Source organism: Streptomyces noursei (assembly GCF_001646665.1).
Lineage (GTDB): Bacteria > Actinomycetota > Actinomycetes > Streptomycetales > Streptomycetaceae > Streptomyces > Streptomyces lavendulocolor.
On the sequence record NZ_LWBU01000279.1, the window covers coordinates 75418 to 99879 of the forward strand.

General features: G+C 74.8%; 22 protein-coding genes. 15 read left to right on the forward strand and 7 right to left on the reverse strand.

The genetic code is table 11. The features are described 5' to 3' along the window. Positions 1 to 85: 85 nt before the first annotated feature. On the forward strand, positions 86 to 772 hold the full coding sequence (locus A4V12_RS19040) for a ScbR family autoregulator-binding transcription factor (RefSeq protein WP_064070561.1): 687 nt from the start codon (positions 86 to 88) through the stop codon (positions 770 to 772). Here the strand turns inward: A4V12_RS19040 and A4V12_RS19045 are convergent. The 3 genes from A4V12_RS19045 to A4V12_RS19055 all read right to left on the reverse strand — a co-directional run bounded on the left by A4V12_RS19045 (position 757) and on the right by A4V12_RS19055 (position 3143). Continuing rightward, positions 757 to 2286 (reverse strand): FAD-dependent monooxygenase, encoded by a 1530-nt coding sequence (locus A4V12_RS19045; protein ID WP_064070562.1) that lies wholly within the window; start codon positions 2284 to 2286, stop codon positions 757 to 759. The two genes, A4V12_RS19040 and A4V12_RS19045, sit on opposite strands and share 16 nt — an antisense overlap. A 98-nt stretch (positions 2287 to 2384) precedes the next feature. Further along, a complete protein-coding gene (locus A4V12_RS19050; protein WP_064070563.1) occupies positions 2385 to 2801 on the reverse strand; it encodes a VOC family protein in 417 nt (138 codons plus the stop codon). 156 nt (positions 2802 to 2957) lie between these two features. After that, complete coding sequence (locus A4V12_RS19055) at positions 2958 to 3143, reverse strand: hypothetical protein (RefSeq protein WP_064070564.1); 186 nt, start codon at positions 3141 to 3143, stop codon at positions 2958 to 2960. 96 nt (positions 3144 to 3239) lie between these two features. Here A4V12_RS19055 and A4V12_RS19060 point away from each other — a divergent pair, with 96 nt between their 5' ends. The 3 genes from A4V12_RS19060 to A4V12_RS19070 all read left to right on the forward strand — a co-directional run bounded on the left by A4V12_RS19060 (position 3240) and on the right by A4V12_RS19070 (position 6018). Further along, a complete protein-coding gene (locus A4V12_RS19060; protein ID WP_064070565.1) occupies positions 3240 to 3875 on the forward strand; it encodes a TetR/AcrR family transcriptional regulator in 636 nt (211 codons plus the stop codon). Positions 3876 to 4109: 234 nt separating this feature from the next. Then, positions 4110 to 4946, forward strand: a complete 837-nt coding sequence (locus tag A4V12_RS19065; RefSeq protein ID WP_064070566.1) for a hypothetical protein — start codon at positions 4110 to 4112, stop codon at positions 4944 to 4946. 463 nt (positions 4947 to 5409) lie between these two features. Further along, the gene (locus tag A4V12_RS19070) at positions 5410 to 6018 is read left to right on the forward strand and encodes a DUF3291 domain-containing protein (RefSeq protein WP_064070567.1); all 609 of its coding nucleotides are present in this window, start codon (positions 5410 to 5412) and stop codon (positions 6016 to 6018) included. Between the two features lie 35 nt (positions 6019 to 6053). Here the strand turns inward: A4V12_RS19070 and A4V12_RS19075 are convergent, their stop codons facing one another. Continuing rightward, the gene (locus A4V12_RS19075; RefSeq protein WP_064070568.1) at positions 6054 to 6692 is read right to left on the reverse strand and encodes a helix-turn-helix domain-containing protein; all 639 of its coding nucleotides are present in this window, start codon (positions 6690 to 6692) and stop codon (positions 6054 to 6056) included. A 138-nt stretch (positions 6693 to 6830) separates the two neighbouring features. On the opposite strand from A4V12_RS19075, the gene A4V12_RS19080 reads away from it, so the two are divergent. Beyond that, entirely contained in the window at positions 6831 to 7817 is a 987-nt protein-coding gene (locus tag A4V12_RS19080; RefSeq protein WP_064070569.1) for an alpha/beta fold hydrolase, read from the forward strand. A 168-nt stretch (positions 7818 to 7985) separates the two neighbouring features. On the opposite strand, the gene A4V12_RS19085 is transcribed toward A4V12_RS19080, so the two are convergent. After that, positions 7986 to 8864, reverse strand: a complete 879-nt coding sequence (locus tag A4V12_RS19085; RefSeq protein ID WP_064070570.1) for an alpha/beta fold hydrolase — start codon at positions 8862 to 8864, stop codon at positions 7986 to 7988. 159 nt (positions 8865 to 9023) lie between these two features. On the opposite strand from A4V12_RS19085, the gene A4V12_RS19090 reads away from it, so the two are divergent. From A4V12_RS19090 to helR, 6 genes are all read left to right on the forward strand, one after another. Beyond that, positions 9024 to 10961, forward strand: coding sequence for an AfsR/SARP family transcriptional regulator (locus A4V12_RS19090; protein WP_064070918.1), 1938 nt, complete (start codon positions 9024 to 9026; stop codon positions 10959 to 10961). Between the two features lie 498 nt (positions 10962 to 11459). Further along, positions 11460 to 12017 carry a hypothetical protein gene (locus tag A4V12_RS19095; RefSeq protein WP_064070571.1) on the forward strand — a complete coding sequence of 186 codons (558 nt, stop codon included), beginning with the start codon at positions 11460 to 11462 and terminating at the stop codon, positions 12015 to 12017. Between the two features lie 115 nt (positions 12018 to 12132). Beyond that, positions 12133 to 12486, forward strand: coding sequence for a hypothetical protein (locus A4V12_RS19100; RefSeq protein WP_064070572.1), 354 nt, complete (start codon positions 12133 to 12135; stop codon positions 12484 to 12486). Positions 12487 to 12561: 75 nt separating this feature from the next. Next, positions 12562 to 14595: a hypothetical protein gene (locus A4V12_RS19105; protein ID WP_064070573.1), complete on the forward strand. Its 2034-nt coding sequence runs from the start codon at positions 12562 to 12564 to the stop codon at positions 14593 to 14595. A gap of 151 nt (positions 14596 to 14746) precedes the next feature. Continuing rightward, positions 14747 to 15286: a GNAT family N-acetyltransferase gene (locus A4V12_RS19110; RefSeq protein ID WP_079137145.1), complete on the forward strand. Its 540-nt coding sequence runs from the start codon at positions 14747 to 14749 to the stop codon at positions 15284 to 15286. Positions 15287 to 15736: 450 nt separating this feature from the next. Beyond that, positions 15737 to 17887 (forward strand): RNA polymerase recycling motor ATPase HelR, encoded by a 2151-nt coding sequence (helR, locus tag A4V12_RS19115; protein ID WP_064070575.1) that lies wholly within the window; start codon positions 15737 to 15739, stop codon positions 17885 to 17887. Here the strand turns inward: helR and A4V12_RS19120 are convergent. Beyond that, positions 17874 to 18707 (reverse strand): SDR family NAD(P)-dependent oxidoreductase, encoded by an 834-nt coding sequence (locus tag A4V12_RS19120; protein WP_064070576.1) that lies wholly within the window; start codon positions 18705 to 18707, stop codon positions 17874 to 17876. The two genes, helR and A4V12_RS19120, sit on opposite strands and share 14 nt — an antisense overlap. 167 nt (positions 18708 to 18874) lie before the next feature. Here A4V12_RS19120 and A4V12_RS19125 point away from each other — a divergent pair, with 167 nt between their 5' ends. Both A4V12_RS19125 and A4V12_RS19130 read left to right on the forward strand, forming a co-directional pair. Next, on the forward strand, positions 18875 to 19861 hold the full coding sequence (locus tag A4V12_RS19125; RefSeq protein WP_064070577.1) for an NAD-dependent epimerase/dehydratase family protein: 987 nt from the start codon (positions 18875 to 18877) through the stop codon (positions 19859 to 19861). Between the two features lie 213 nt (positions 19862 to 20074). Beyond that, positions 20075 to 21013, forward strand: coding sequence for an adenosine kinase (locus A4V12_RS19130; RefSeq protein ID WP_064070578.1), 939 nt, complete (start codon positions 20075 to 20077; stop codon positions 21011 to 21013). A gap of 96 nt (positions 21014 to 21109) precedes the next feature. Here the strand turns inward: A4V12_RS19130 and A4V12_RS19135 are convergent, their stop codons facing one another. Further along, complete coding sequence (locus tag A4V12_RS19135; RefSeq protein WP_064070579.1) at positions 21110 to 21868, reverse strand: SDR family NAD(P)-dependent oxidoreductase; 759 nt, start codon at positions 21866 to 21868, stop codon at positions 21110 to 21112. A 110-nt stretch (positions 21869 to 21978) separates the two neighbouring features. Here A4V12_RS19135 and A4V12_RS19140 point away from each other — a divergent pair, with 110 nt between their 5' ends. Beyond that, complete coding sequence (locus tag A4V12_RS19140; protein ID WP_064070580.1) at positions 21979 to 22908, forward strand: LysR family transcriptional regulator; 930 nt, start codon at positions 21979 to 21981, stop codon at positions 22906 to 22908. Between the two features lie 127 nt (positions 22909 to 23035). After that, positions 23036 to 24295, forward strand: coding sequence for an LmeA family phospholipid-binding protein (locus A4V12_RS19145; RefSeq protein ID WP_064070581.1), 1260 nt, complete (start codon positions 23036 to 23038; stop codon positions 24293 to 24295). Positions 24296 to 24462 lie beyond the last annotated feature (167 nt).

A 24462-nucleotide genomic window follows, 5' to 3' on the forward strand; every position in this document is an offset into this window, starting at 1 on the left:
TTATCGGAGAGAGCGGTAAGATACAGACCCAGCGGTTTGTTATTGGTGGACACCCCATCACCGAGAGCTCGTGGAGGAGGCGAGAGTGGCGAAGCAGGACCGAGCCATCCGTACGCGCCAGACGATTCTGTCCGCGGCGGCCAAGGTGTTCGAGCAGCGGGGGTACCAGGCGGCCACGATCTCCGAGATCCTCACCACGGCCGGCGTCACCAAGGGTGCCCTGTACTTCCACTTCGAGTCCAAGGACGACCTGGCGCAGGGTGTACTGGCGGAGCAGGACCAGCGTCTCGTGGTCCCCCGCCGGGCCTGCCGGACGCAGGAACTGGTGGACGTCGTGATGCTGCACGCGCACCGTCTCCAGACCGACCCCATGGTGCGCGCCGGGGTCAGGCTGTCGCTGGACCAGCAGGCGCACGAGCTGGACCGCTCGGGGCCGTTCCTGCGGTGGGTGGGGGTCCTGGACCAACTGCTGCACGGCGCGCGGACCCAGGGCGAACTGCTCCCCCACGTCGTCCCGACCGAGACCGCCGAGGTACTGGTGGGCAGCTTCGCCGGTGTCCAGGCGATGTCCCAGGCCGTCAGCGACTACCAGGACCTGCCCGACCGGGTGTGCGCCCTGCTCCGCCACATGCTGCCCACCGTGGTGCTGTCGTCGGTGCTCGCCTCCATCGACCTGTCGCACACCCGGGGCGCCGTCGTCCTGGCCGAGCTGGACGCCTCCGCCGGCGCGGCGGACCCTTCCGGACTGCTGGAGAGTCAGCCCGTCGGCTGACCGGCCCCGGCCGCCACCGAGCCCTCGGGGGCGGGCCGGCCCCCGCCCCCGCCGAACCAGCGGGCGAGCACGGCACCGAGCCCACCACCGTCCGGCGCCCAGGCGACGTACCCGTCCGGCCGCACGAGCAGCGCCGCGCACGGCAGTTCGGGCACCGGTGCGCAGCGCACCACCCGCAGACGGTCCTGCCAGGGGCGCGCCGCGTCGAGGTGGCGTTCACCGTCCTCGCCGAGGAGCAGCAGCAGCGGCCCGCCCCCGCGCAGCAGGTGAATCACGTCCGTCGGCCCGTCGGCCGCATCGAGGGCGACGTTCCGCAGGAAGGTCCCTTCCCAGGACGACGGTGTGAGCGCGGGCAGCACGGTGTCCTGGGCGCTGATCATCGGCGCGAACGGGTCGTCCTCCCCGCCGGGGGCGAACATGCCGGCGAGCAGGTCCCTCACGGGGTCGAGGGCGGAGTCGGGGCGCATCAGGGCCACTTGGGCCCGGGTGTTGTCGACGACGCGCCGGGCGGCGGGGCGGCGCTCGGCGCCGTAGGTGTCGAGGAGGGCCTGCGGGGCGTCGCCCGCTGCCACGAGGGCGAGCTTCCAGCCGAGGTCGACCGCATCGAGCAACCCGGTGCTGAGCCCCTGCCCGCCCACCGGGAAGTGCACATGGGCCGCGTCGCCGGCGAGGAGGACCGGGCCGGCCCGGTAGGTGCGGGCCAGCCGGGCGAAGTCGCTGAACCTGCTGAGCCACCGGCCCTCCGTCATGACGACGTCCCGGCCGGCGATGCGGGAGGTCTCCCGGCTGAGTTCCGCCACGGTGAGCGGGGTCTGCCGGTCGGCCGGGGGGCGGTCGCAGTCGAGCGTCCGCAGGTGGACCGTGCCGTCGGGTGCGTCCTTGACGACGAGCCAGCCGCGTGGGGTGCGGTGCCAGCCGGGCGGGAGCACGCCGGTGTCCCGCAGGCGGACCTGCCCCATGAGCGCGGTCGCGGTCGCCGGCCAGGTGTCGGACTCGATGCCCGCGAGGCGCCGGACGGTGCTCCGGGCGCCGTCGGCCCCGACCGCGTACCGGCCGTGCAGGACCACGGTTCCCCGGGGCCCCTCGGCCTCCAGGCGCACCCCCTCGGACGTACGCGCCAGGCCCATCACCCGGTGGCCGCGCAGGACGCGGGCACCGGCGGCGCGTGCACGGGCCTCGAAGAAGCGCTCCAGTTCCACCTGGGGCATCTTGAGGATGGGCGGCGGTTCCGTGGGCGGGGCGCTGATCGTCAGGCCGGACATGCCGGCGAAGTGGAAGGGCATGGTGTTGCCGTCGCCACCCGGGCGCGCGAACGGTTCGGGCAAGTGGCCCCGGCGGGCCAGGCATTGGACGGTCCGGGCGTGGAGGGTCGTCGCCTTCGGCCGTTCGGACGTCGTCGTGCGGTGTTCCAGCAGGGCGACGTCGGTTCCGTACGCCGCCAGTTCGGCGGCGACCAGCATGCCGACCGGTCCGCCCCCGACCACCAGCACCCCCGCCTTCACCGATCGGTCCATCCCGCAACCGCCTCCCCTCGCGCCGCGAACGCTTCCGGACCGGATGGTACGTACACGTCCGCGGCACGCGGTGCGGCAGGGGGGCGGGGTGGCGACCGTCAGGCGTCGTTCTCGGCGGCCGCGGACCCGGCCGCGGGCTCGGCCCACTCCACGAACTGGATGACCACCCCGTTGGGATCGGTGACCTGGAAGAGGCGTTCGCCCCACGGCTCCTGGCGCAGGGGCATGGTGATCTCCACGCCCTCGGCGCGGAGCCGCCGCTCCTCCTCGGCGATGCCGTCGGCGAGCGTGAGCGCGAGTATCAGCCCGCCGGCGCGCTGGTGGCGCTGGTCGGCCGGCAGCACCTCGATGCCGCGCCGGAGCAGGACGACGTCGGCGGCGGCGTCGGGCCGGTGCAGCGAGGCGAAGCCGTCGGCGGCCATCCGCTCCTGGTAGCCGAGGTGGTCGACGAAGAAGTCGCGGGAGCGGGCGACGTCGTCGACGGTGAGCGAGACGGTGGTAGCGGTGACCTGCACGGTTTCCTCCGGGTGGGAGCGGTGATCGGCGGCGGGTGCGCCGCGGGAGGGCACGTCGGATAGGCGCTGCGCGACGGTGGGCGCGGGCCGGTGTGCGCGGTCGGCGGGCCGTCGGGGACCTAGGCGGCCGGGGCCGGGTCGGTTCCGGGCGGGGCGTCAGTACGAGCGGCGGCGGGGGATGTTGTACGCGCGCCGGCCGGCCTCGGCGTACGCACGGCGGCCCTTCTCCTCCGGCCGGCCGGAGCGCCGCCGCCCGGGTCCCTCACGGTCCCCTGAGAGCGCACGAGCCCGGTCGACGAAGGCCGGGCCGGGACGGTCGGAGTGCTGCGGGTCCAGGGGCATACAGTTTCCCTTCGGCGATTTTTACGACGGACGTAAAGTTAGCCGAGGCACCCCGGGGAAGTCAACATATTTTTGCCACGAGGGTAAGATTGCCCCATGAGCAACGAGCCGACAGGGCTGCGCGAGTCCAAGAAGCGCGAGACACGGCAACTGATCTCCGACCACGCGACCCGCCTCTTCATGGCCCAGGGCTTCGAGGCGACGACCATCGCGGAGATCGCCGACGCCGCCCGCGTGGCGAAGAAGACCGTCACGAACTACTTCCCGCGGAAGGAGGACATGGCGCTCGACCACCAGGACGCGTTCGCGGCGAGCCTGGCGGACACCGTCGCCGCGCGCCGCGGCGGCGAGTCCGCCCTGACAGCACTGCGCCGCGCCTTCGACGCGGACGTGGCGGCGCACAATCCCGTGGCGGGTTTCGCGGGTGCCGACTTCTCCCGCATGGTGGACGCCAGCCCCACTCTCTCCGCCTGTCTGCGGGGCCTGCACGACCGGCGGGAGGAGGAGTTGGCGCGGGCCCTCGCCGAGGCGACCGACTCCTCCCCCGAGGACATCGCCCCGCGCACGGCGGCGGCCCTGCTCACGGCGGCGCACCGGGTGCTGTTCCAGCGCATCCAGCAGCTCACCCTCGCGGGCCGGACGAACGACGAGATCGCCCGCGTCGTCGCCGAGGAGGCGGACACGGCGTTCGCCCTGCTGGAACCTGCCCTGGCGGACTACGCCGTGGCCTGACCGCTCCTCCCCGACCGTTCCCGGTCGCACGGGAACCGGTTCACGGGCACCTGACGTGGTGCGCGACGTCCAGGGGCTCCACACGCGCCGGCCGCCGTGGTCGCCGTACGGGTGCCGTCGGCACTCGTGTACGCGGAGGGTCCTCCACCTGCCGCCCGTCGCCGACCGACCACCCCCGCGGTCCGCGCTCCGCCGACTGGCACCATGGGTGGCTCCCGAACGAGGAGACGCACCATGCCCGCCCGCCCCGGCCTTCTGTACGTGACCGATCTGGCCTACCCGGCCCGGGGACGGCGCTACTGCGACGAGGACATCTTCCTCTCCTCCCGGCTGCGCGCGGACTTCGACATCGCCCTGTGCCACCCGCTCGACGCGACGGCCCTGATGGACCGCTTCGACGCGGTCGTCGTCCGCAACAGCGGGCCCGTGCTGCACTACCAGGAGCAGTGCGACGTCTTCCGCGACCGCGCGACGGCGCACGGCACCCGGGTCTACAACCCGCTGACGGGGCGGGGCGACATGGCCGGCAAGCAGTACCTGCTGGACCTGACGCGCGGCGGCCACCCGGTCATCCCCACCGTCGACCGGCCCGAGGACCTGTCGCTCCTGCCCGCCTCCGACCAGTACGCGGTCAAGCCGAAGGCCGGGGCGGACTCCATCGGCCTGCGCTTCGTGACCCGGGACGAACTCGACGGCCTCCCCCTCGGCGGCCTTCTGGTCCAGCCGCGGGTCGACTTCCGTTACGAGGTGTCCTTCTACTTCGTCGACGACACCTTCCACTACGCGCTCCACGCCCCCGACCCCGCACGGCGCTGGGAACTGGCGCCCTACGCCCCGACGGAGGCCGACCTCGCCTTCGCCCGCCGCTTCGTCGACTGGAACACCCTCGCCCACGGCATCCAGCGCGTGGACGCCTGCCGCACGCGCGAGGGCGACCTGCTCCTGGTCGAACTGGAGGACCTCAACCCCTACCTCTCCCTCGACCTGGTGGAGGACCGGACACGCGACGCCTTCGTCAGCGGCATGACGGCCTCCCTCCACCGGTTCCTGGAGACCGCCTCCGGCGCGTAGACGCCCCGCCGTGCCGTGCCCCGGGGGGCCGGTCCGCGACCGGCGTCGCCGGGTGGCCGCGAGGTGCCGCGCAGGGGTCGCGCAGGGGTCGTGAGTGCCGCGCAGGGGTCGCGAGGAGCGGCGCAGGGGTCGTGACGCACCGTCCGGATCGCCGCTCCACGTCTCGCCGGCTCTTCCGCTCCGCCCGCCGTCCGGGCCGCGCGCCCCACCGCCCCCGGCTCCCACGAGGCCTTCTTCGGAAGGCCACTTGACGAGGGAAAACGCAACTTCGACAGGGTCCGCCGAGGTGGCTATCGTCACCTGTCGTTCGGCGGCACGCCCCCGCAGTCGCACGGGAGTTCCTCGGGCTGGTCGATCCTGCCCACCGCTCCCGCCCGGCGGGCAGGCCGTCGCGTCGAGCCCACGCCCGGACGACGAGACCGTCAGGGCTTCCCCACCATGCCCCTCGGCCAGGGAGAGACGTATGCCCCATCTTGCTCTGTACACGTTCGGCGTCCTGAAGTCCGCCCTCACCGATGCCGGGCGGCTGACGCGGGAGTTCCATGACAGCGGTGAGGCCGCCTACCGGGAGATCGGCCGGCATCCCGGGTACATCGCCCGTGCCGAAGCGGCGGATCGCAGCCTGGGCGCGCGGACGGATTTCGACGCGGACTGGGGTGCGTGGGGCGAGTTCGCCGTTCCGTCCTGGTACGGCAAGGGCCGCACCGCGGAGACCATCGCCCTGGCCGCGACCCTCTCCCTCTGGACCGACCTGCGATCCGCTTTCGACGCCGTCTACACCGGTCCGCACCGCGCGGCGCTCGGAAGGCGTTACGACTGGTTCGAGAGGACGGCGCACCCGGGTCACGTGTTCTGGTGGGTCCCCGACGGCACGACACCCACCTGGCAGGAGGGGGTCATCAGGCTGGAACACCTCCACGACCACGGCCCCGCGCCGTACGCCTTCACCTTCCGCCACTCGTTCGATCCGGCCGGCACGGCGACCGGACCCGAAGGCGTCGGGGCTCCGGCCCAGGTGAGCCCGACTCCCCGTCAGCCGGGGCTCGGGAGCGGTCACCGGCGGACCGGCTGAGCCGGTGAACGGACCAGGACGGAGCGGTCCGGTTGTCACGGACGCTCATTCAGCAGCCTCCCGTCACCGGTCCCGCGAGCCGTGGCGGGAGGGGTGCGCGGCCGTTGGCGCTCGCCCTGCGGTCCGAACATGACCAGGTACTCGACCGGACCGCCCAGGCTCACGTTCGCCATCCCGTGCGGGGTGCGGGTGTCGAACTCGGCGACGTCCCCGGGCGTCAGGACGAGGTCCTGGTCGCCGAGCGCGAGCCACAGCCGTCCGTACAGCACGCACAGCCACTCGTAGCCGTCGTGGGAGAACTGCCGGGGCCGCGCGGGCGGGTCCTGGCGGGCGGGCAGGACGTGCTTGTGGAAGTGCAGCCCGCCGACGTACCGGGTCAGCGGCAGCACCACCTTGTCGTCGCCGAGACTCAGCGGCGCCGTCGCGCGCGGCTCGGCCGCGGGGGCGGGTGCCGTGCCGGCCAGCTCGTCCAGGGAGACGCCGTACTCCTTCGACAGCCGCAACAGCACCTCAAGGGTGGGCTGCCGCCGGCCGGTCTCGATCCGGGACAGCGTGCTGGGCGAAATGCCGGTGGCGCGGCCGACACCGGCGAGCGTCGCGCCGTGGTGTTCGCGCGCGGCGCGCAACCGGGGCCCCATCGCCGCCGGCGTGCCGTCCACGTCCTCGACTGCCACCTTCCACGCCCCTTCTCGCCATCCGCTCCACCGCTCGCCCTGCAAGGTTGCCGCACTGGCAAGGCCGATCGCCTGAGACGGGTGCCGCGCCGCATGATCGAGGGGCAGCCGCGTCACCGAAGAACCGAGGAGAAGCCCATGCAGCCCGAGCCGACCGCCGAGCTCCGCCACCGCATCGTCGAGGCCCCGGCCGGGCGCCTGCACCTGGTCGAGCAGGGCACCGGTCCGCTGGTCCTGCTCGTGCACGGCTTCCCCGAGTCCTGGTACTCCTGGCGCCGCCAGCTCCCGGCCCTCGCCGCGGCCGGGTACCGGGCGGTGGCGATCGACGTGCGCGGGTACGGCCGCTCCTCCAAGCCGGAGGCGACCGACGCCTACCGCATGCTCGACCTGGTGGAGGACAACGCCGCCGTCGTGCGTGCCCTCGGCGAGGACGGCGCGGTGGTCGTCGGACACGACTGGGGCGCCGGCATCGCCGCCGCCTCCGCCCTGCTCCGCGCCGAGATCTTCCGGGCCGTCAGGCTGCTGAGCGTCCCCTACGCGCCGCCCGGCGGCCCCCGCCCCAGTGAGGTCTTCCGCCGGATCGGCGGGCCCGAGCAGGAGTTCTACGTCTCCTACTTCCAGGAGCCCGGCCGCGCCGAGGCGGAGATCGAGCCCGACGTCCGCGGCTGGCTCGCGGGGTTCTACGCGGCCCTGTCCGGCGACACCATGCCCGCCCCCGACGAACCCGACCCGCACTTCGTCGCCCACGGAGGCCGGCTGCGCGACCGCTTCCCCGCCGGCCCGCTCCCGGCCTGGCTGACCGAGGAGGACCTCGACGTCTACGCCGGGGAGTTCGAGCGCACCGGCCTGACCGGCGCCCTCAACCGCTATCGCTCCATGGACCGCGACTGGGAGGACCTCGCCCCCCACCGCGGCGCCCCCATCGGGCAGCCCGCCCTGTTCGTCGGCGGCGCACTGGACGCCTCCACCACCTGGATGGCCGACGCCATCGACGCCCACCCCACCACCCTCCCCGGCCTGTCGGCCTCCCACATCCTGGACGGCTGCGGCCACTGGATCCAGCAGGAGCGCCCCGACGAGGTCAACCGCCTGCTGACCGACTGGCTCGCCACGCTCCAGGGGTAGGCCCGTCCGAGGGGTGAGCCGGTCCGGGGGCCCGTTTGGGGGTTCGCCGGTCCGGGGGTTCGCCGGTCCGGGATCGAGCCGGTCCGGGGGTACGCCCGTCCGGGGTCGAGCCGGTCCGGCGCGGGAACACGGAGCTCGCCCGCCGCGTCCCGTGGACCGGTGGAGGGCTCAGCGGAGCAGCAGGTCGCGAATCGCCTCCGTGATCTCGTCGGGCGCCTCCTCGGCCATGAAGTGCCCCGCGCCGGTCAGCCGGTGGTCCAGGTCCGGCGCCCACGCGCGCCAGACCGCGGCGGCGTCGTAGCCCAGTCGCGCGCCCCAGTCCTGCTGCACGACCGTCACGGGCATGGCCAGCTGGGAACCGGCGTCCCGGTCCGCCTGGTCGTGTGTGACGTCGATGCCCGCCGAGGCCCGGTAGTCCGCGACGATCGACGGCACGGCCGCGGCGCTCGCCCGCAGGTACGCGGCCCGGACCGGTTCCGGCACGGCGGCCGGGTCCCCGGCCCAGGCATCGAGGAACGAGCCGAAGTAGGCGTCGGCGCTGTTGGCGATCATCGTCTCCGGCAGCCCCGGCGGCTGCGCCATCAGAAACAGGTGGTAGCCGACCGCCGCCGGGACACCGTGAAGGACGTTCCACATGTCCAGGGTCGGCACGACATCGAGGATGCCCAGATGCGTGAGGGTCTCGGGGTGGTCCAGTCCCGCACGGAAGGCGACCAGGGCGCCCCGGTCGTGGCCGACCAGGGCGAAGCGCTCGTGGCCGAGCGCCGCCGCCAGGGCGACGACATCGGCGGCCATGGTGCGCTTGGAGTACACATCGGGGCCGGTGGCCACCGGCTTGTCGCTGGCGCCGTAGCCGCGCAGGTCGGGACAGATCACCGTGTGCTCGCCGGCGAGCCGCTCGGCCACGTGCCGCCACATCAGGTGGGTCTGGGGGAAGCCGTGCAGCAGCACGACCGGGCTGCCGCTGCCGCCGACGGCGGCGGCCAGCTCCGCTCCGTCGGCGCCGGGCAGACGGAGCAGGTCGAAGCCGGGGATGGTGGGAGTCATGGAAGGCCCTTCTCGGGGGTCGGGGGTCGGGGGGCCGGGGGACGGGGGGACGACGAAAGCCTCGGCCCCAGGACTGACGGGGTCAGCGTGGGCGGCGGCGATCAGCAGCCGATCAGTGCGCTTCGACGCCGCGGACCCGGGGCACGGAAGATGGAGGGCATGCGAATCGACGTACTCGGTGCCGTGCGGGCCCTCCGCGACGACGGCACCCCGGTCGACCTGGGGGGACCCCGCCACCGTGAGGTGCTCGCCCGCCTCGTCGCCGCCGGGGGACGGATGGTCCCCACCGGCACCCTCGTGGACGACCTGTGGGCCGAGCCGCCGGTACGCGCCGTGGGCGCGTTGCGTACGTTCGTCGCCGCGCTGCGCCGCGCCATCGAACCCGGCCGGCCTCCCCGCACCCCGCCGCGCGTCCTCGTCACGGAAGGACCCGGCTACGCCCTGCGCCTGCCGCGCGACACCGTGGACGTCCACCGGTTCGAGGACGCCCTGGCCCGCGCCCGGCGCGCACCCGATGCGCTGACCGGCCTCGACGCCGCCCTCGCGGCCTGGCGCGGCCCCGCCTACGCCGATGTGACCGGCTCCGTATGGGCCCAGCGGGAACGGACCCGGCTGGAGGAGCTGAGGCTGGAGGGGCTGGAACTGCGCGCCCGCATCGTCCTCGACTCCGGCTCAGGAGCCGAGCTGGTCGCCGAACTGGGCGCCCACGTCACCGAACACCCGTGGCGCGAGCCGGCCTGGGGGCTGCTGGCCCGCGCACTGCACCGGGCAGGCCGTCAGGCGGACGCCCTGGCCACCCTCCGCCGCGCCCGCACGATGCTCGTGGAGCAGCTCGGACTCGAACCCGGCGCCGACCTGCGGCGCCTGGAGACGGACATTCTGCGCGGAGCCACCACGCTCCAGCCCCCGCGTACGGTGTGGACCGCAGGCGTACGACTCGGACCGCGCACCACCGTGGAAGTGGCGCGCACCCTGGCCCTGGCGGGTGGTGACGCCCTCGTCCACTCGCGGCGCGACCGCCTCGCCGCCGTCCGGACGGCGGAGCGCACCGGGGACACCGTCCTGACCGCGCGCGTCATCGGCGCCTACGACGTGCCCGCCCTCTGGAGCCGGGCCGACGATCCCGATCAGTCCCGTGCCGTCGTCGCGGCGGCCGAGCGCACGCTCGCCGCGCTCGGCACCGACGGCCCCCCGGAGCTTCGCGCCCGTCTGCTGGCCACCGTCGCGGTCGAGAGCCGCAGCGCCGGCCTGTCCGCGAGCGAACGGGGGCGCGCCGGGCAGGCCGCGCGCGAGGCCGAGGCGCTGGCCCGGGAGCTGGGCGATCCCGCCCTGCTGGTGTTCGCCCTCAACGGTGTGTTCCTCCAGACCTTCGCCCGGCCCGGGCTCGCGGCGGCACGGGACGTGATCGGCGGCGAGGTCGTCGACCTCGCCACCCGGCACAAGCTGCCGGGTTTCGCCGTGCTCGGCCGGCTCATCCGTCTGCAATCCGCCTCCGCCCTCGGCGACCTCGACGCCGCGGCCGCCCACGCCGAGGCCGCCGAGCGGCTCGCCCTCAGCACCGAGGCCTCTCTCGTCCCCGTACTCACCGGATGGTTCCGGGCCCGGGTCACGGCCGCCCGCAGCACCGCGCGGGGCGGACCGGCCGCCGCCACGGCCGCGGCGCACTACCGCGCCGCCGAGGACGCCCTCGCCCGGACAGGGGGCATGCCGGGGCTGCACCGGGGCCTGTTCGCCCTCGCGCTCCTGGGCCTGCGTCTGCTGCACGGCCGTCCCGCGCCCACTGATCCCGCTCTCGACTGGGGCCCGTACCGGCCCTGGACGGACCCCTTGGTGCTGCTCGCCCTGAACCGGGCCGAGGAGGCCCGTACCGCCCTGGCCATGGCACCCGAACCACCCCTCGATCACATGCAGGAGGCACTCTGGTGCCTGACCGCCCACGCCGCCGCCCGCCTCGGCGAGCGCCAGGCCGCCGCCCGCGCGACCACGGTTCTGCGCGCCGCCGGCACCGAAGACGCGGGCGGGGCGAGCGGGATGCTGACGCTGGGGCCGGTCGCACGGTACCTGGCGGAGGCGGAGGCATGCGCCGCCGGGAGATGACCGGCACCGGTCCGCGGCCCCGCTCCCCCACCTGCCCGCCCCACGTGCCCGGGCGACGGTGCGACAACCACCGTGCTCTGCCGACCAGGTGAGCCCGGCCCGCAGGGCCGGCACGGCCGGCGGGACGGCCAAGAGCTCGAAGTCGACGCAGTCAGTCGTCGTCGGTGAACTGCACGAGCAGACCCGCCGCGCGGCGGTCGTGGTCGCGGACGTGGACGTCCCGCAGCCCCTCCGCGGCTTTGTCCGGGCCGTCCGCGAGCCTGCCCCCTGGCCTGCCACGTCCCGTCGTCCGTCGTCCCGGGCCGTGTCGCCGCCGTCCCGTGCACCGCCGGCGGCCCGGCCCGCACCGGTCCCCGTACGGATACCTGATCCAGGACGAGCGGCATGAGGTCAGCGCCCGCCCCGCCTGCGCGGGGGAGGTTCCGGGCCGTCACCCGTCACGGTGGTTGCCCCGCGCGTTCCGGGGTGCGCCACACCGGGCTCGGGCACGGTGGGGGGATGCGCCTTCGCCGGATCACCCCGCCCGTCCTCGCCGCCCTCCTGGTCCTGTCCGGATGCACGACCGTCGGGGGCGTGCCGTCCGCCCCGCCTCCGGGCCTCGCGCCCGCGGGCGACCGTCTCCCCTCCCCCGTACGGGAGTTGCCGGCCGAGCGGCCCGCCGTCCGGGAGCATCCCGTCCCCCGCCCGGCGCCCGCCCGTGAGGAGCTCGCCGGCACCGGCCGCGCACCCGCGCCGCCGCCGGGGAAGGAGGCCGGGCGCAAGGCGCCGGACACGCCGGCCGGACAGGGGCGCCGGCCGCACCCGCGCGCCGAGCACCGGCCGCCGGGCGGAGCCGGGTACCAGCACCCCGCCGCGCCGCGGCAGCGCCGCTCCTCGGCCGGGGGCGAGCGGCGGGCCGAGGCACCGCGGGCGAAGGCGCCGCGCACCGCCCGTCCGAAGCCCGCGGCGAAGCGGCCGCTGCCCCGCCGGTCCGTCGGCATGCGCGACCTGTGCCGTGCCTCCCACGGTGTGGCGGACCCGTCCATCGTCAGCCTCTGCCACCGGGCGTACGGCTGACCGGGCCGCCGGCGGCGGTGCCGTAATCCACTGGTCCGGTGCGTTCCCGCTGACGTACCGTCTGCTCTCCCGGCCGGCCGCAACGGCGGTGGGCCACGTCCGGAGAGCGGTTCCCATGACCAGGCAGCAGCAGACGACGACTTTGTGGCGCCCCACCGGCCCCGAGGAGTTGGAGCTGGTGCGCGCGCTGGACTGGCGGGCGTGGCCGCCCCGGCTGCCCGAGCAGCCGATCTTCTACCCGGTCCTGAACGAGGACTACGCGGTGCGGATCGCGCGGGACTGGAACGTCGGGCACTCCGGCGCCGGCTTCGTCACCCGCTTCGAGGTCCGGTCGGACTTCCTGCGCCGCTACCCGGTCCAGCAGGCCGGGGGCCGGACCATCCTGGAGCTGTGGGTGCCCGCCGAGGAGCTGGACGAGTTCAACGCCCACATCGTCGGCAGGATCCAGGTGGTGCACGAGTTCCGCTGAGCGGCACCGGGGCCCGGGGCCGCCGGTCCGGTCCGGGGTCCGGGCAGGGGCGGGCGTTCGTGCAGGATGGTCGCCATGACGGGTGGGGAAGACGCGTACGCACGGGTTCTCACGGCGGCGGGGCTGGAGGTCGTGGCCGGTGGCCCCGCCGACGACGTCCTGCCGCCGTGGGTGGCCCGGCGTCCGGTCGTGGCGTTCGACGCGGAGCCGACCGTGGCCGTGCGCGGGGACCGGCCGGACGTGGTGGCCGAGGTGAACGCGCAGTGGCACCGGCTGGCGGCGGAGTACGGAGTCATCGGCCCGGACGGCACCTTCCTGGTCTGCGCCCCCGACGCGTCGGCCGGGAGCCCGGGCGGGGCGCTGCCGCCGGGGCCGGGGCATCCGGACGGATGGACGCGGGTCCGGCTGGCCGGCGCCTGGGACCTCGCGGGGGTGCTGGGCGAGCGGCCGGGGCGGCCCGAGTTCCTCACCGCCTCGACGGACGGCGACGCGTTGCTCGGTGTGACGAGCGAGGAGTACGACATCTGGCTCGTGGCCAAGGCGCGGGTCAAGCGGTGGCAGGAGGAGACCGCGCGGGCGGCGGCGCGGGAGACCCCGCGGGAGCGGGACGCCGCCTGGGCGTCGTGGTCGCGCGGGCCACGTCCCACGGAGCGGCTGCACACCGCGTGGCTGGCGGGCCTGGCGCACAACCAGGGCGCGCCCGACGAGGTGCTGCTGCGGCTCCTGGGCAGGACGAGGCCCCTGCTGCGGCGGAGGCTGCCGGCCCCGGTGGTCGACGCCGCGGTCGCGCACCCCGACTGGGCGGTCAGGGCCGACCTGGCGGACTTCCAGCCGGACATGACGGCCGAGCAGTGGACCCGGCTGGTGTTCGGCGAGCCGGGGCAGGCCCGCCGCCTCCTGCTCGCCGGGGTCGCCGCCGACCGGGGGGCGGGCCTCACGGACGCCGGTTACGAGCGGCTGGCGACCGACCCGCACCCCCTCGCCCGCGCGGCGGCCGCCCGCCTGCCCGGACTGCCCGCGCACCTGCTCACCGCCCTGGCCGGTGACCCCGAGGCGCGGGTCCGGGCGGTCGCGTGCCCGCCCGCCTGGCCGCACCTGGACCACCCGGCGCGGGAGGCGCTGATCGCCGATCCCGACGGCACCGTGCGCAGGGCCGCCCTGCTGCGGCACCACGAGGGCGGGCGACTGCCGCGGGCGCTCTTCGACGAGCTGGGGCTCGGGCAGGACGCCGTCGAGAAGTACGCCCTCGAACGCGCCCACGCCGAGGAACTGGCCGCCCACCCCGATCCGGCGTGGCGCCGGGCGCTGGCCGCCGGTCCGGGCCTTGACCCGGACCTGGTGGCGCGGCTGGCGGAGGACCCGGACGACGAGGTGCGGTTGGAGGTGTCGATCCGCCCAGGCCTTTCGGAGGCCTGCCGGGCGGCCGTCCGGGTCCACGTCCACCCGGACGCCTTCCGGCGGCACCTGCCGTGGGTGGCGGACCTGCACGACGACCCGGAGGCCATGCGCCGGCTGGCCGCGTCCTCCCATCCGTGGGTGCGCGGCGCCGTCGCCCGGGCCCGGCGGCTGCCGCCGGACGTGGTGGATCGGCTCGCGGGTGATGGGGACCCGGTCGTCCGCCTCTTCCTCGCCGAGTCGTGCGACGACGCGCCGGGCTGGATGCTGCTGGAGGTGTGGCGCTGGTGGCCGGGCAGCTTGAGCCGTCCCGACCGGCCGCGCGGCCACCCCAACTTCCCCCGCTCGGGCCTGCTCCGGTACGCGGACGACCCGCATCCCCGTATGCGGCTGCTGGCGCTGGACGATCCGGAGTCCACGGCCGGTCTCGTGGAACGGTTCGGCCGCGACCCCGATCTCTGGGTGCGTGCGCGCGCCGCCGCCGACCCGCGGCTGTCGGCGGCGTCGGCCGTACGGCTGCTCGACGATCCGCGGGCGCTGGTCAGGCAGCAGGCGATGCTGCACCCGGCGCTGCCGGCACGGACACTGATCCGTCTGCTGCGGGACGGGGCCACGGCCGAGGACGCGGCGCGCAACCCGGCGCTCCCCGTCCCGGTGATGCACGCGATGATCGACGCCCGCGAGCCGCGGGGGACGGCCGGCGGCCGGCCGTAGTGCGGACTGACTCCTGCGGCCTCCAGGAGCGCGGGATTGCGTCCGGCGCAGTGCACCGGACCGGGGGTTCGCGGCGCCCAACGAACTTTGCGCCAAGGCGCGTTGACAAGGTCGCTCGCCCTGGGTACCGAAAGTGTGTTCCCATGCTGCGATGGAGAGCGAGAGCGGGTCAGAACCTGCCGCACCGTCGGTCGTCCGCCCGCGTACCGGGCGCGACCTCGGTGACTGTGTGCGCGTGCTGGCGGAGGTCCACGAGCGCGACGGCTATCCGGTGAACTGGCCCCGCCTTCCGGGCGGGTGGCTGTCGCCGCCGGCGCTTCTCGGTTCGTGGGTGGCGGAGCGGGACGGGCGCGTCGTCGGCCATGTGGGCCTGTCCCGAAGCGGGGCGGGGGACGCGGCACCCGGGCTGTGGAGCGCGCGCACGGGGGTGGCGCCCGGCGCGACCGTCGTGGTCAGCCGGCTGTTCGTCGCTCCGTCGGCACGCGGCCACGGGACCGGTGCGCTGCTGATGGCGCGGGCGGTCGCGGAGGCCCGGGGCCGAGGTCTGCATCCGGTGCTCGACGTGGTGGCGTCGGACACCGCGGCGGCTGCGCTGTACGAACGGCTCGGCTGGGAACTGCTGGACACGGTCGAACAGCGGTGGGGGCCGCAGCAGAAGGTGGCCGTCCGGTGTTACGCGGCGCCCGGGTGAGAGGCGCCTCCTGCCCTGATCGCCTCCCCGGGGTCCGCCGCTCGCGGACCCACCGGTTCGACCGCGGGAGAACGCCCGGCCGGCCGCACGAAAACAAGAAGGCGAAAGGTGATTGCACCTCTCGCCACTCTCAACTTATAGCGCACGGGGGGCCTTGCGGCAAGGCCCCGGTCATACCGCAGAATCGCTGGCCCAAGCCACGTCGGTGGCTGCGGAAACGGGAGACCCAGGGGTGCGTGTGTTGTTGTCGGTCCAAGAGGTCCAAGGGGTCCAAGGGGTCCAGGCGATGGGGGCGGTCCGAGCCGTCCGGGCGGTTCAGCCGGTTCCGGGCCCGTGCGGTGGCGCCGGACCCGAGGCGGGGCCTGTGCCGGGGGCGCGGGCGTCGGGCGGCGGGACGGGGAGGCGCGTGTCACCGGGCCTCCCCGGTACGGCCGGATCGGAGGTGGTCCGATGAGCACCTCGACCACCAGCGCGTTCGACGTTCCCGAGCGCCTCTCCGCCAAGGCCGATCCGGCGCTGATCGCCGGCGACGAGCGGCACTTCGCGGCCGTCGCGGAGACCCTGGAGCGGACGATCGGCGAACTGTCCGGCCGGCTCGACGCCCTGCGCAGGGCACCCGGCGGCGCCGGCAGGGAGGCGATGGACCGGGACGTGGAGATCCACCGGCTCACCGGCCGGCTGCGTACGCTGCGTCGTTTCGGCCTCGACCTGTGCCTCGGGCACATCGTCGGCACGGACGACCCCCGGCCCGTGTACATCGGACGGCTCGGTCTCACCGACGGGGCCGGGCGCCGTCTGCTGGTCGACTGGCGCTCCCCCGCCGCGGAACCGTTCTTCGCGGCGACCCACGCCGACCCGATGGGTCTGGCGAGCCGCCGCAGGTACCACTGGTCCGGCGGCCGCGTCAGTGACTACTGGGACGAGGTGTTCACGGCGGAGGGGCTGGAGGGGCACGCGGCGCTCGACGACCAGTCCGCCTTCATCGCCGGCCTTGGGAGCAGCCGGTCGCCGCGGATGCGTGACGTGCTCGCCACCATCCAGGCCGACCAGGACGCCGTCATCCGGGCGGGGTCCCGCGGCGCTCTCGTCGTCGACGGCGGTCCGGGTACGGGCAAGACCGTCGTCGCGCTGCACCGCACCGCGCACCTGCTGTACTCCGACCCCCGGCTCGGCCACCGCCGCGGCGGCGTGCTGTTCGTCGGCCCGCACGAGCCGTACCTCGCCTACGTCGCCGACGTCCTGCCCAGCCTCGGCGAGGAGGGTGTGCGGACCTGCACCCTGCGGGACCTGGTGGCGGAGGGGGCGGGGGCCGCGGTCGAGACCGACCCGGAAGCGGCCCGGCTCAAGGCGTCCGCCGACATGGTGGTGAGGGCCGTCGAGAGGGCCGTCAGGTTCTACGAGGAGCCGCCCGCCGAGGGCATGACGGTCACCACCGACTGGGGCGACGTGGAGCTGGAGGCCGGTGACTGGGCCGAGGCGTTCGAGGCGCCGGAGCCCGGTACGCCGCACAACGAGGCACGCGACCGGATCTGGGAGGCGCTGGTCGCGATCCTGCGGGACAGGCTGGACGCCGACGTCCCGCGCGACGAGTTCCGCGCGGCGCTGCGGCGGGACGGCGAGCTGGTCGGTGCCCTGGACCGGGCGTGGCCGCTGATCGAGGCGGCCGACCTCGTCGGGGACCTGTGGTCGGTCCCGGCGTACCTGCGGCTGTGCGCGCCGTGGCTGGGCCGCGACGAGGTCCGCAGGCTCCAGCGGGACGACGCCCGCGCCTGGACGGTGTCCGACCTGCCGATCCTCGACGCGGCACGGCAGCGCCTCGGCGACCCGCGGGCGGCGCTGCGGGAGCGGCGGCGGCGCGTGTCCGCCGCCGCCGAGCGCGCCCGTATGGCCAGGGTCATCGACGACCTGGTCGCGGCCGACGCGGACGGCGAGGGGGCGGTGACGATGCTGCGCGGGCGCGACCTCCAGGACAGCCTGGTCGACGGGACGGCACTGCCCGGCACGGAACCGGACGCCCTCGCCGGCCCGTTCGCCCACGTCGTCGTGGACGAGGCCCAGGAACTGACCGACGCGGAGTGGCGGATGCTGCTGCTGCGGTGCCCCTCCCGGAGCTTCACCATCGTCGGGGACCGGGCCCAGGCCCGGCACGGGTTCACCGAGTCGTGGCGGGAGCGGCTCGAACGGGTCGGGTTCGACAGGATCGACGTCGCCTCGCTGAGCATCAACTACCGGACGCCCGAGGAGGTCATGGCGGAGGCCGAGCGGGTCATCCGGGCCGTGCTCCCGGACGCCAACGTGCCGGTCTCGGTGCGCGCCGGCGGGTTTCCCGTCGAGCACGGCCCGGTCGCCGCTCTGCGTCCGCTCCTGGACGAGTGGCTGGCGGCGAACGCCGACGGGACCGCCTGCGTCATCGGTGACCCAACGTTCCGGCCGCCGCCCCGCGTCCGGTCGCTCACCCCGCAGCTGGCGAAGGGGCTGGAGTTCGACCTGGTCGTCCTCGTCGACCCGGAGAGGTTCGGCACCGGTGTCGAGGGCGGGGTCGACCGCTATGTCGCCATGACACGGGCGACCCGGCGGCTCGTCGTCCTCACGAGCCCGTGACCGCGTCCCGGGCCAGCAGCTCGTCGGTCAGCCGCATGAGCCGTGCGCGGGCCTCCGGGTCGTACGCCTGGTCGTGGGCGCGGGCGTCGGTGAACCGGTCGAAGTAGCGTCCGGTGACGGAGGCGAGGTCCGGGTCGAGGAGCAGCCGTACGGTGGGGCGCACCCCTTCGTCGACCGCGACGACCGGGGTGAGGCCGTAGGCGCGCACGCCCTCGGTGTCCATCAGGTGGGCGGGGTGGAGGGTGTTGACCGTGACGCCGGTGCCGTCGAGTTCGGCGGCCAGCTCGAAGGTGGCCATGATCATGGCGAGCTTGCTGCGGCAGTAGGCGCGCAGTCCCTCGTAGCCGTGCTCCAGCATGACGTCGTCGAAGTCGACGGTCTCCTGGCCGATGGAGGCGACGTTGACGACGCGGGCGGGCGCGGAGGCGGTGAGCAGGGGCAGCAGGTCGCGGACGAGGGCGTAGGGGGCGAGGTGGTTGACCGCGAAGCGCAGCTCGTGCCCCTGCCGGCTGAACTCCCGTCGCAGCGGCTCGGACCCGCCGCCCGCGACGGCGTTGTTGACCAGGCCGTCGAGCCGGGGTTCGGCCGCGCGGACACGGGCGGCCATGGCGTGCACCTGGTCGAGGTCGGCCAGGTCGGCGAGGTAGGTGCGGACGGTGGCGCCGGGTGCCCGTCGCGCCACCTCCGCCGCCACCGTTTCGAGGCGGCCCCGGTCGCGGCCGTGCAGCAGGAGGGTGTGGCCCCGCTCGGCGAGGTCGAGCGCCAGGCCGCGGCCCAGCCCCTGGGTCGCTCCGGTGATCAGTACGGTACGTCGGTTCATGGTGACCACCCTGGTGGGCGGGTGAGGCCGTTCGGGAGAGTGTGGTGAGCCTGGTGTCAGCACCACCAGGCACGGGCGACCACCAGGCACGGGCGGGGCGGGCGGCCCCCTCTGCTGTCGGCGAAGTGTGCTGGAGCCCGGTGCGCGCCCGGTGGTTGGGTGACGGCATGGAGATTCTAATTCTGGGCGGCACGGCGTGGCTGGGCCGGGAGTTGTCGCGGCAGGCGGTGGGGCGGGGCCACCGGGTGACGTGCCTGGCCCGCGGCGAGAGCGGACGGGTCGCCGAGGGGGCGCGGCTGGTGGCGGCCGACCGGCGCGAACCGTCGGCGTACGCACCGCTCCTCGACCGCGACTGGGACGCGGTCGTCGAGGTGTCCTGGCAGCCGGGGTGGGTCCGCGGGGCGCTCCGCGCGCTCGCCGGCAGGGCCGCGCACTGGACGTACGTCTCGTCCGTCAGCGCGTACGCCTCCCACGCCGCGCCCGGCGCCGACGAGTCGGCGGCCCTCCTCGCCCCGGCCGGCGGCGACGAGGCCGGCCGCTCGGTGTACGGGGAGGCGAAGGTCGCCTGCGAGGCGGCGTCGGGCCGTGCCGTGGGCGGTCGCCTCCTGCTCGTCCGCCCGGGTCTGATCGGGGGTCCGGGGGACCACAGCGGGCGGTCCGGCTACTGGGTGGCCCGTGCGGCCCGCGATCCCCGGGGCCCGATGCTGGTTCCCGGTACGCCCGGTCTGCCGACGCAGGTGGTCGACGTGCGGGACCTCGCCGCCTGGTTGCTCGACAGCGCGGCGGCGGGGCGCGTCGGTACGTACGACGCCGTGGGCCCGGTCGTGCCGTTCGGGGAGTGGGTGGGGCTGTCGCGCGCCGTCGGGGGGCACACCGGTCCGGTGGTCACCGCCGATCCGGCGTGGTTGCTGGAGCGGGGTGTGGCGCAGTACATGGGTGAGGAGTCGCTGCCGATGTGGCTGGTGGAGCCCGGCTGGGAGGGGTGGTCGGCGCGCAGTGGCTCCGCGGCGCTCGCGGCGGGGCTGCGGCACCGGCCGCGGGCGGAGATGCTGGCCGACACGCTGCGCTGGGAGCGCGCGGAAGGGCTGGGACGGGCGCGGCGTGCGGGTCTGAGCGCCGGGCGGGAACGGGAGTTGCTGGCCGCGTCGGCGTGACTGCGCCGGCATGGGGCGCACACCTCAACATGCATGGGCTTGCGGCACGTTGCGGCAAACTCTTACGTGCGCCGGTCGCGGTTTCCGCGACTCGCCTCCCCGTCTTCCACCCGGAGCGGCGGTGATCGTCCCGAGCCCCCGGGCCGACCCGATCGCCGGCCGCCCGGCCCGCCGGTCCCCGGCAGATGTCAGCCCCGCGCGAGAGGAACCACCATGAGCAGCACGTACGACGTCCTCGTCCTCGGCGGTTCGGGCGTCGACACGATCGTCCACGTCCCCGAACTCCCGCTCCCCTACGCGGACAGCTACATGATCCGGCCCGGCATCGAGACCCGGGCCGGACAGACCGGGGACTTCGTGGCGCTGGGACTGACCTCCCTGGGGCTGAGCACCCACCACCTCGACATGATCGGCGACGACCCGCAGGGGGACCTGGTCCGCGCCTTCCACCGGGACCACGGCATCGATTTCACCGAGGTCCCACTGCCCGGCGGGACGAAGCGCGCTGTGAACCTCGTCGGGCCGGACGGCCGCAGGCTCTCCCTCTACGACGACAGCCGCTCTCGCGAGTCCGACCGGCTCCCCGAGGACCTGGTCCGTGAACTGGCCGTGGTCAGCCGCCACGCGCACGTCTCGATCACCCACCCGTGCGCCTACGCCCTCCCGCTGCTGCACGAGGCAGGTCTGACCGTCTCCACCGACCTGCACGACTGGGATGGTCGGAACCCCTACCACGAGCCGTTCGCCTACGGCGCGGACGTCGTCTTCGTCTCCACCACCGCCCTCGCGGACCCGGAGCGGACGATGCGTGGCGTCCTGGAGCGGGGCCGGGCCCAGGTCGTCGTCGCCACCGCCGGAGCCGAGGGCTCCTACCTGCTCACGGCCGACGGCGGGCCCGTGCACGTGCCGCCGGTGGCCCCGCGGGGGCCGGTCGTGGACTCCAACGGCGCGGGCGACGCCTTCGCCGCCGGTTTCCTCTTCGGCCGCCTCACCGGCGAGGACCCCCGACGATGCGCGCTGTACGGCGCCATCGCCGGGGCCCACGCCTGTACCGTACCGGCCACCGGATGCGACGCCATCGACCGGACGGCACTCCTCGGCGAGGCGGTCGCCGTCACCGGGACGCCTGAGGGTGCGGGGACCGGCGCATGACCGGGCTGGCGTCCCTGCCCGCGTGCTCGCTCGCGGCGGCGGTACTCCCCGCCGGGACGCCGGCGACGCCCCGGTCGGCGACGGGAGTGGTGGGACTCAGGCGCGGCCGGTGACGTGCCCGCCGTCCACGCGCAGGGCGTGCCCCGTGACGAACGTGGCGCCCGCGAGGTAGAGCACCGCTTCGGCGACCTCGGAGACCTCGCCGACCCGGTTCAGCAGGGCCAGCCCTCCGAAGGAGTCCACATCGGAGCCGTCGTGCAGGGGGGTGCGGATGATGCCGGGTGAGACGAGGTTGACGCGGATGCCGTCGGCGGCGAGCTCCGCGGCCAGGCTGGTCGTCAGCGCGTGCACGCCGGCCTTGCTGACCACGGGCGCGGAGGACGGGAAGCCCGCCAGCGCGTGGTCCACCAGGACGGTGCCGATGTTGACGATGCTGCCGCCGCGGCCCTGGGCGCGCAGCGCCCGCACCACCGCCTGGGTGGTGAGGTAGGTGCCCTTGAGGTTGCCGGTGAGGAAACCGTCCAGCTCCTCCTCGGTGACCTCGGTGAAGGGCTTGGGGGCGAAGGTTCCCGCGTTGTTGACCAGGAGGTCGATGCCGCCGAACCGGTCGAGCGCGGTGCGGACGAGGGCTTCGCCGGTCGCCGGCTCGGCGATGGCGCCCGCGACCCGGGCGGTCCGCTGCGGGTGGCCGAGGCCCGCCGCGGCCTTGGCGAGGCGGTCGGCGTCCCGGCCGTTGAGCACGACGTTGGCACCGCTCTCCAGCAGGGCGCGGGCGATGTCCAGGCCGATGCCGCTGGAGGAACCGGTGACGAGAGCGGTGATGGGGGTGGCGGTGGCGGTGGCGGTGGCGGTCATGAGCGTGTGCCTTTCGTGGCGGCGTGGCCTGTCCTGCTGACACCGAGAACCTACGAACCCTCAACTCATAACACCACGACGAAAAATGAAGCATGTGATAATCCCGGCTTATGGATGTGGACCTGCGTGACCTGGAGCTCCTGGACGCCACCGCCGAAGCCGGCTCGCTGACGGCGGCGGCCGAGCGGCTCTATGTGAGCCAGCCGGCGCTGAGCCAGCGGCTCACCCGGCTGGAAGCCCGCCTGGGCATGCCCCTCTTCGACCGCAAGGGCCGCCGCCTGGTCCCCAACGCCGCCGGCCGCCGCCTGCTGGTCGCGGCCCGCCACGTCCTCGGCGAACTGCGTTCGGCGTCACGGGACTTGGGGGAGCTCCGCGACGGACGGGACCGGCGGGTCCGCTTCGCCGCGCAGTGCAGCACGACCTTCCCCTGGCTGCCGCCCGTGCTCCGCGCCTTCCGCGAGCGCGAGCCGGACATCGACGTACGCATCGAGACCGTCCCCGACGACGCGCCCGTCCCCGCACTCCTCGCCGACCTGGTCGACGTCGCCCTGGTCACCAAACCCGACCTGCAGATGGACCGGGTGTCGCTGACCCGGCTGTTCGAGGACGAGATGGTGGCCGTGGTGCCGGCCGGACACCCGTGGGCCCGGCGCGCGCACCTGACCGCCCGCGACTTCGACGGCGCCGACCTGGTCCTCTACGACTTCTACGACCAGAAGCGCATCCCGTCGATGCCGCTGCCGATCCCCGCCGGTGCCCGGCCCGCCCGCATCACCACCATGCCGGTGGTGACCGACCTGGTCGTCGAGATGGTCGCGGGCGGGCAGGGCGTGACGGTGCTGCCCAACTGGGTGGCCGCCCCGTACACGACCTCGCACGACCTCGCCCTCGTCCGCATCGGGGCACGACCGCTGACCCGCACCTGGTTCTGCGCCACCCGGACCGGAACGCACCCGCCGCACGTGGAGGCGTTCGTGGAGGAACTCACGTCCCGGCTCAGGGCCCCCCGCACCACCGAGCCGGACGGCCCCGGCTCCTGAAGGGTCCGCGCCGGCGGTGTGTCCGGGTCGTACCGGGCGGCGCCCGGCTCCGACGTGGCACATGTCTCGTCCTGCCGCGGCCGGTCGGGCTTGCGTGTGCGGGTGGGGGCCGTGATGGGATGAGGTGATGCGACCCCCCACACGCATAGCGACGCATCCCCGCAATCCCTACGAGGAGTTGGCCCGGCTCGCCGACCCCGAACCGGACTCCGAGCAGCGGACACCCTCCCCGCACGACCCGCCCGCCCCGCCGTCGACGGGCCTCGGCATCCCCTCCGACGACGACGGGGCGGAGGAGGCCTGGTCACCGCCGAACCACCGCGGCAGGAGCCGGTTCGCGGCCGTTCCCGTGGTGGTGAAGCTGGCCGTCACCGTCGCCGCCGGCGCGGTGCTCCTCGCCGCCGGCGACCGTCTGGCGGTGGCCTACGCCGAGGAGCGGGCCGAGGAGAAGATCCAGCAGTCCCTGCGCCTCGCCGCCAGGCCCCAGGTCGACATCGCCGGATTCCCCTTCCTCACCCAGGTGCTGGGCAAGCGGATCCGGACGGTCGACGTCACCCTGCCGGACGTCGCCGCGGACAGGGTGTCCCTGGCCGAAGTGCACGCCAGGGCCACGGACATACGCATCGTCGGCGACCTTCCCTCCTCGATCCAGGGCGCCGTCGTCGACCGGATGGACGGCGACGTGCTGCTGTCCTTCGACGACCTGAACCGCGAACTGGGAGCGTCCCACGTCAGATTCAGCAGTGACGGACGCGGCGGCGTCCACGTCCTCGGCAGCCTGCCCGTCGCGGGCCGGACGGTGACACTGCGCGCGGAGGCGCGGGTCGGGCGCGACGGCGACCGCGCCGTGTCGACCACCGTGGAGCACATGCGCCTGGACGTCCCCGGCCTGTTCACGTACCGCCCCGGCACCGATCCGGGGTCGTCCGGCCTGCGGCTGCACCCGGAGGCCGCCCGGCGGATCAGCGCCGAGGCGGCCGGGTTCAAGGCGCTGTTCGACGTGCCCGCCGTCGCCGAGCGGCTGGGGCTGTCCCGCGCGCGCATCGACGCCGCCCTGCGCAGCGAGGAGGAACGGGGCCGGCTGGCCGGATCACCGCACTTCCTGCGGGCCTTGACCGAGGTCAACCTGATCGACCTGGTGGTCGAACACCCCTGGATCCTCCGGAAGGCGGGAATCGACCCCGACCTGGTCGGTGCCCTGCTGAAGCTCAGGCCGCCGCAGCTCGCCGACCGCTTCTCCCTCTCCTTCCGGCTGCCCGAGTCCGCCGGTGACGTACGCCTCCGCCACGTCGGCGTGGACGGATCGGGCATCCGCGTGGGCCTCACCGGGAGCGGCCTCGCCCTCGGCGACGCCGAGGCGCCCGCCCCCTCCCCCGCCGCGCCCTGAGCCGCAGCTCCGGGAGGCCGGTGCGTACGGCCCCCCGTCGGGGGCGGACGAGTGCTCCGCCCCCGACCGGCCGGCTTCGGCCAAAGGACTCGCTGCCTCACAGGACTGTCCCACCGGCCTGTTATCTTTACGTGACATCGCGGGCGTCACCCTCCGTCAATCTCAGG

What these genes read in the sequence shown, in the direction of transcription:
- A4V12_RS19045 (WP_064070562.1), bottom strand. Translation starts at nt 2,286, where the DNA reads ATGGACCGATCGGTGAAGGCGGGGGTGCTGGTGGTCGGGGGCGGACCG.
- A4V12_RS19055 (WP_064070564.1), bottom strand. Translation starts at nt 3,143, where the DNA reads ATGCCCCTGGACCCGCAGCACTCCGACCGTCCCGGCCCGGCCTTCGTC.
- A4V12_RS19060 (WP_064070565.1), top strand. Translation starts at nt 3,240, where the DNA reads ATGAGCAACGAGCCGACAGGGCTGCGCGAGTCCAAGAAGCGCGAGACA.
- A4V12_RS19065 (WP_064070566.1), top strand. Translation starts at nt 4,110, where the DNA reads ATGCCCGCCCGCCCCGGCCTTCTGTACGTGACCGATCTGGCCTACCCG.
- A4V12_RS19070 (WP_064070567.1), top strand. Translation starts at nt 5,410, where the DNA reads ATGCCCCATCTTGCTCTGTACACGTTCGGCGTCCTGAAGTCCGCCCTC.
- A4V12_RS19080 (WP_064070569.1), top strand. Translation starts at nt 6,831, where the DNA reads ATGCAGCCCGAGCCGACCGCCGAGCTCCGCCACCGCATCGTCGAGGCC.
- A4V12_RS19085 (WP_064070570.1), bottom strand. Translation starts at nt 8,864, where the DNA reads ATGACTCCCACCATCCCCGGCTTCGACCTGCTCCGTCTGCCCGGCGCC.
- A4V12_RS19090 (WP_064070918.1), top strand. Translation starts at nt 9,024, where the DNA reads ATGCGAATCGACGTACTCGGTGCCGTGCGGGCCCTCCGCGACGACGGC.
- A4V12_RS19095 (WP_064070571.1), top strand. Translation starts at nt 11,460, where the DNA reads ATGCGCCTTCGCCGGATCACCCCGCCCGTCCTCGCCGCCCTCCTGGTC.
- A4V12_RS19100 (WP_064070572.1), top strand. Translation starts at nt 12,133, where the DNA reads ATGACCAGGCAGCAGCAGACGACGACTTTGTGGCGCCCCACCGGCCCC.
- A4V12_RS19105 (WP_064070573.1), top strand. Translation starts at nt 12,562, where the DNA reads ATGACGGGTGGGGAAGACGCGTACGCACGGGTTCTCACGGCGGCGGGG.
- A4V12_RS19110 (WP_079137145.1), top strand. Translation starts at nt 14,747, where the DNA reads ATGGAGAGCGAGAGCGGGTCAGAACCTGCCGCACCGTCGGTCGTCCGC.
- helR (WP_064070575.1), top strand. Translation starts at nt 15,737, where the DNA reads ATGAGCACCTCGACCACCAGCGCGTTCGACGTTCCCGAGCGCCTCTCC.
- A4V12_RS19120 (WP_064070576.1), bottom strand. Translation starts at nt 18,707, where the DNA reads ATGAACCGACGTACCGTACTGATCACCGGAGCGACCCAGGGGCTGGGC.
- A4V12_RS19125 (WP_064070577.1), top strand. Translation starts at nt 18,875, where the DNA reads ATGGAGATTCTAATTCTGGGCGGCACGGCGTGGCTGGGCCGGGAGTTG.
- A4V12_RS19130 (WP_064070578.1), top strand. Translation starts at nt 20,075, where the DNA reads ATGAGCAGCACGTACGACGTCCTCGTCCTCGGCGGTTCGGGCGTCGAC.
- A4V12_RS19135 (WP_064070579.1), bottom strand. Translation starts at nt 21,868, where the DNA reads ATGACCGCCACCGCCACCGCCACCGCCACCCCCATCACCGCTCTCGTC.
- A4V12_RS19140 (WP_064070580.1), top strand. Translation starts at nt 21,979, where the DNA reads ATGGATGTGGACCTGCGTGACCTGGAGCTCCTGGACGCCACCGCCGAA.
- A4V12_RS19145 (WP_064070581.1), top strand. Translation starts at nt 23,036, where the DNA reads ATGCGACCCCCCACACGCATAGCGACGCATCCCCGCAATCCCTACGAG.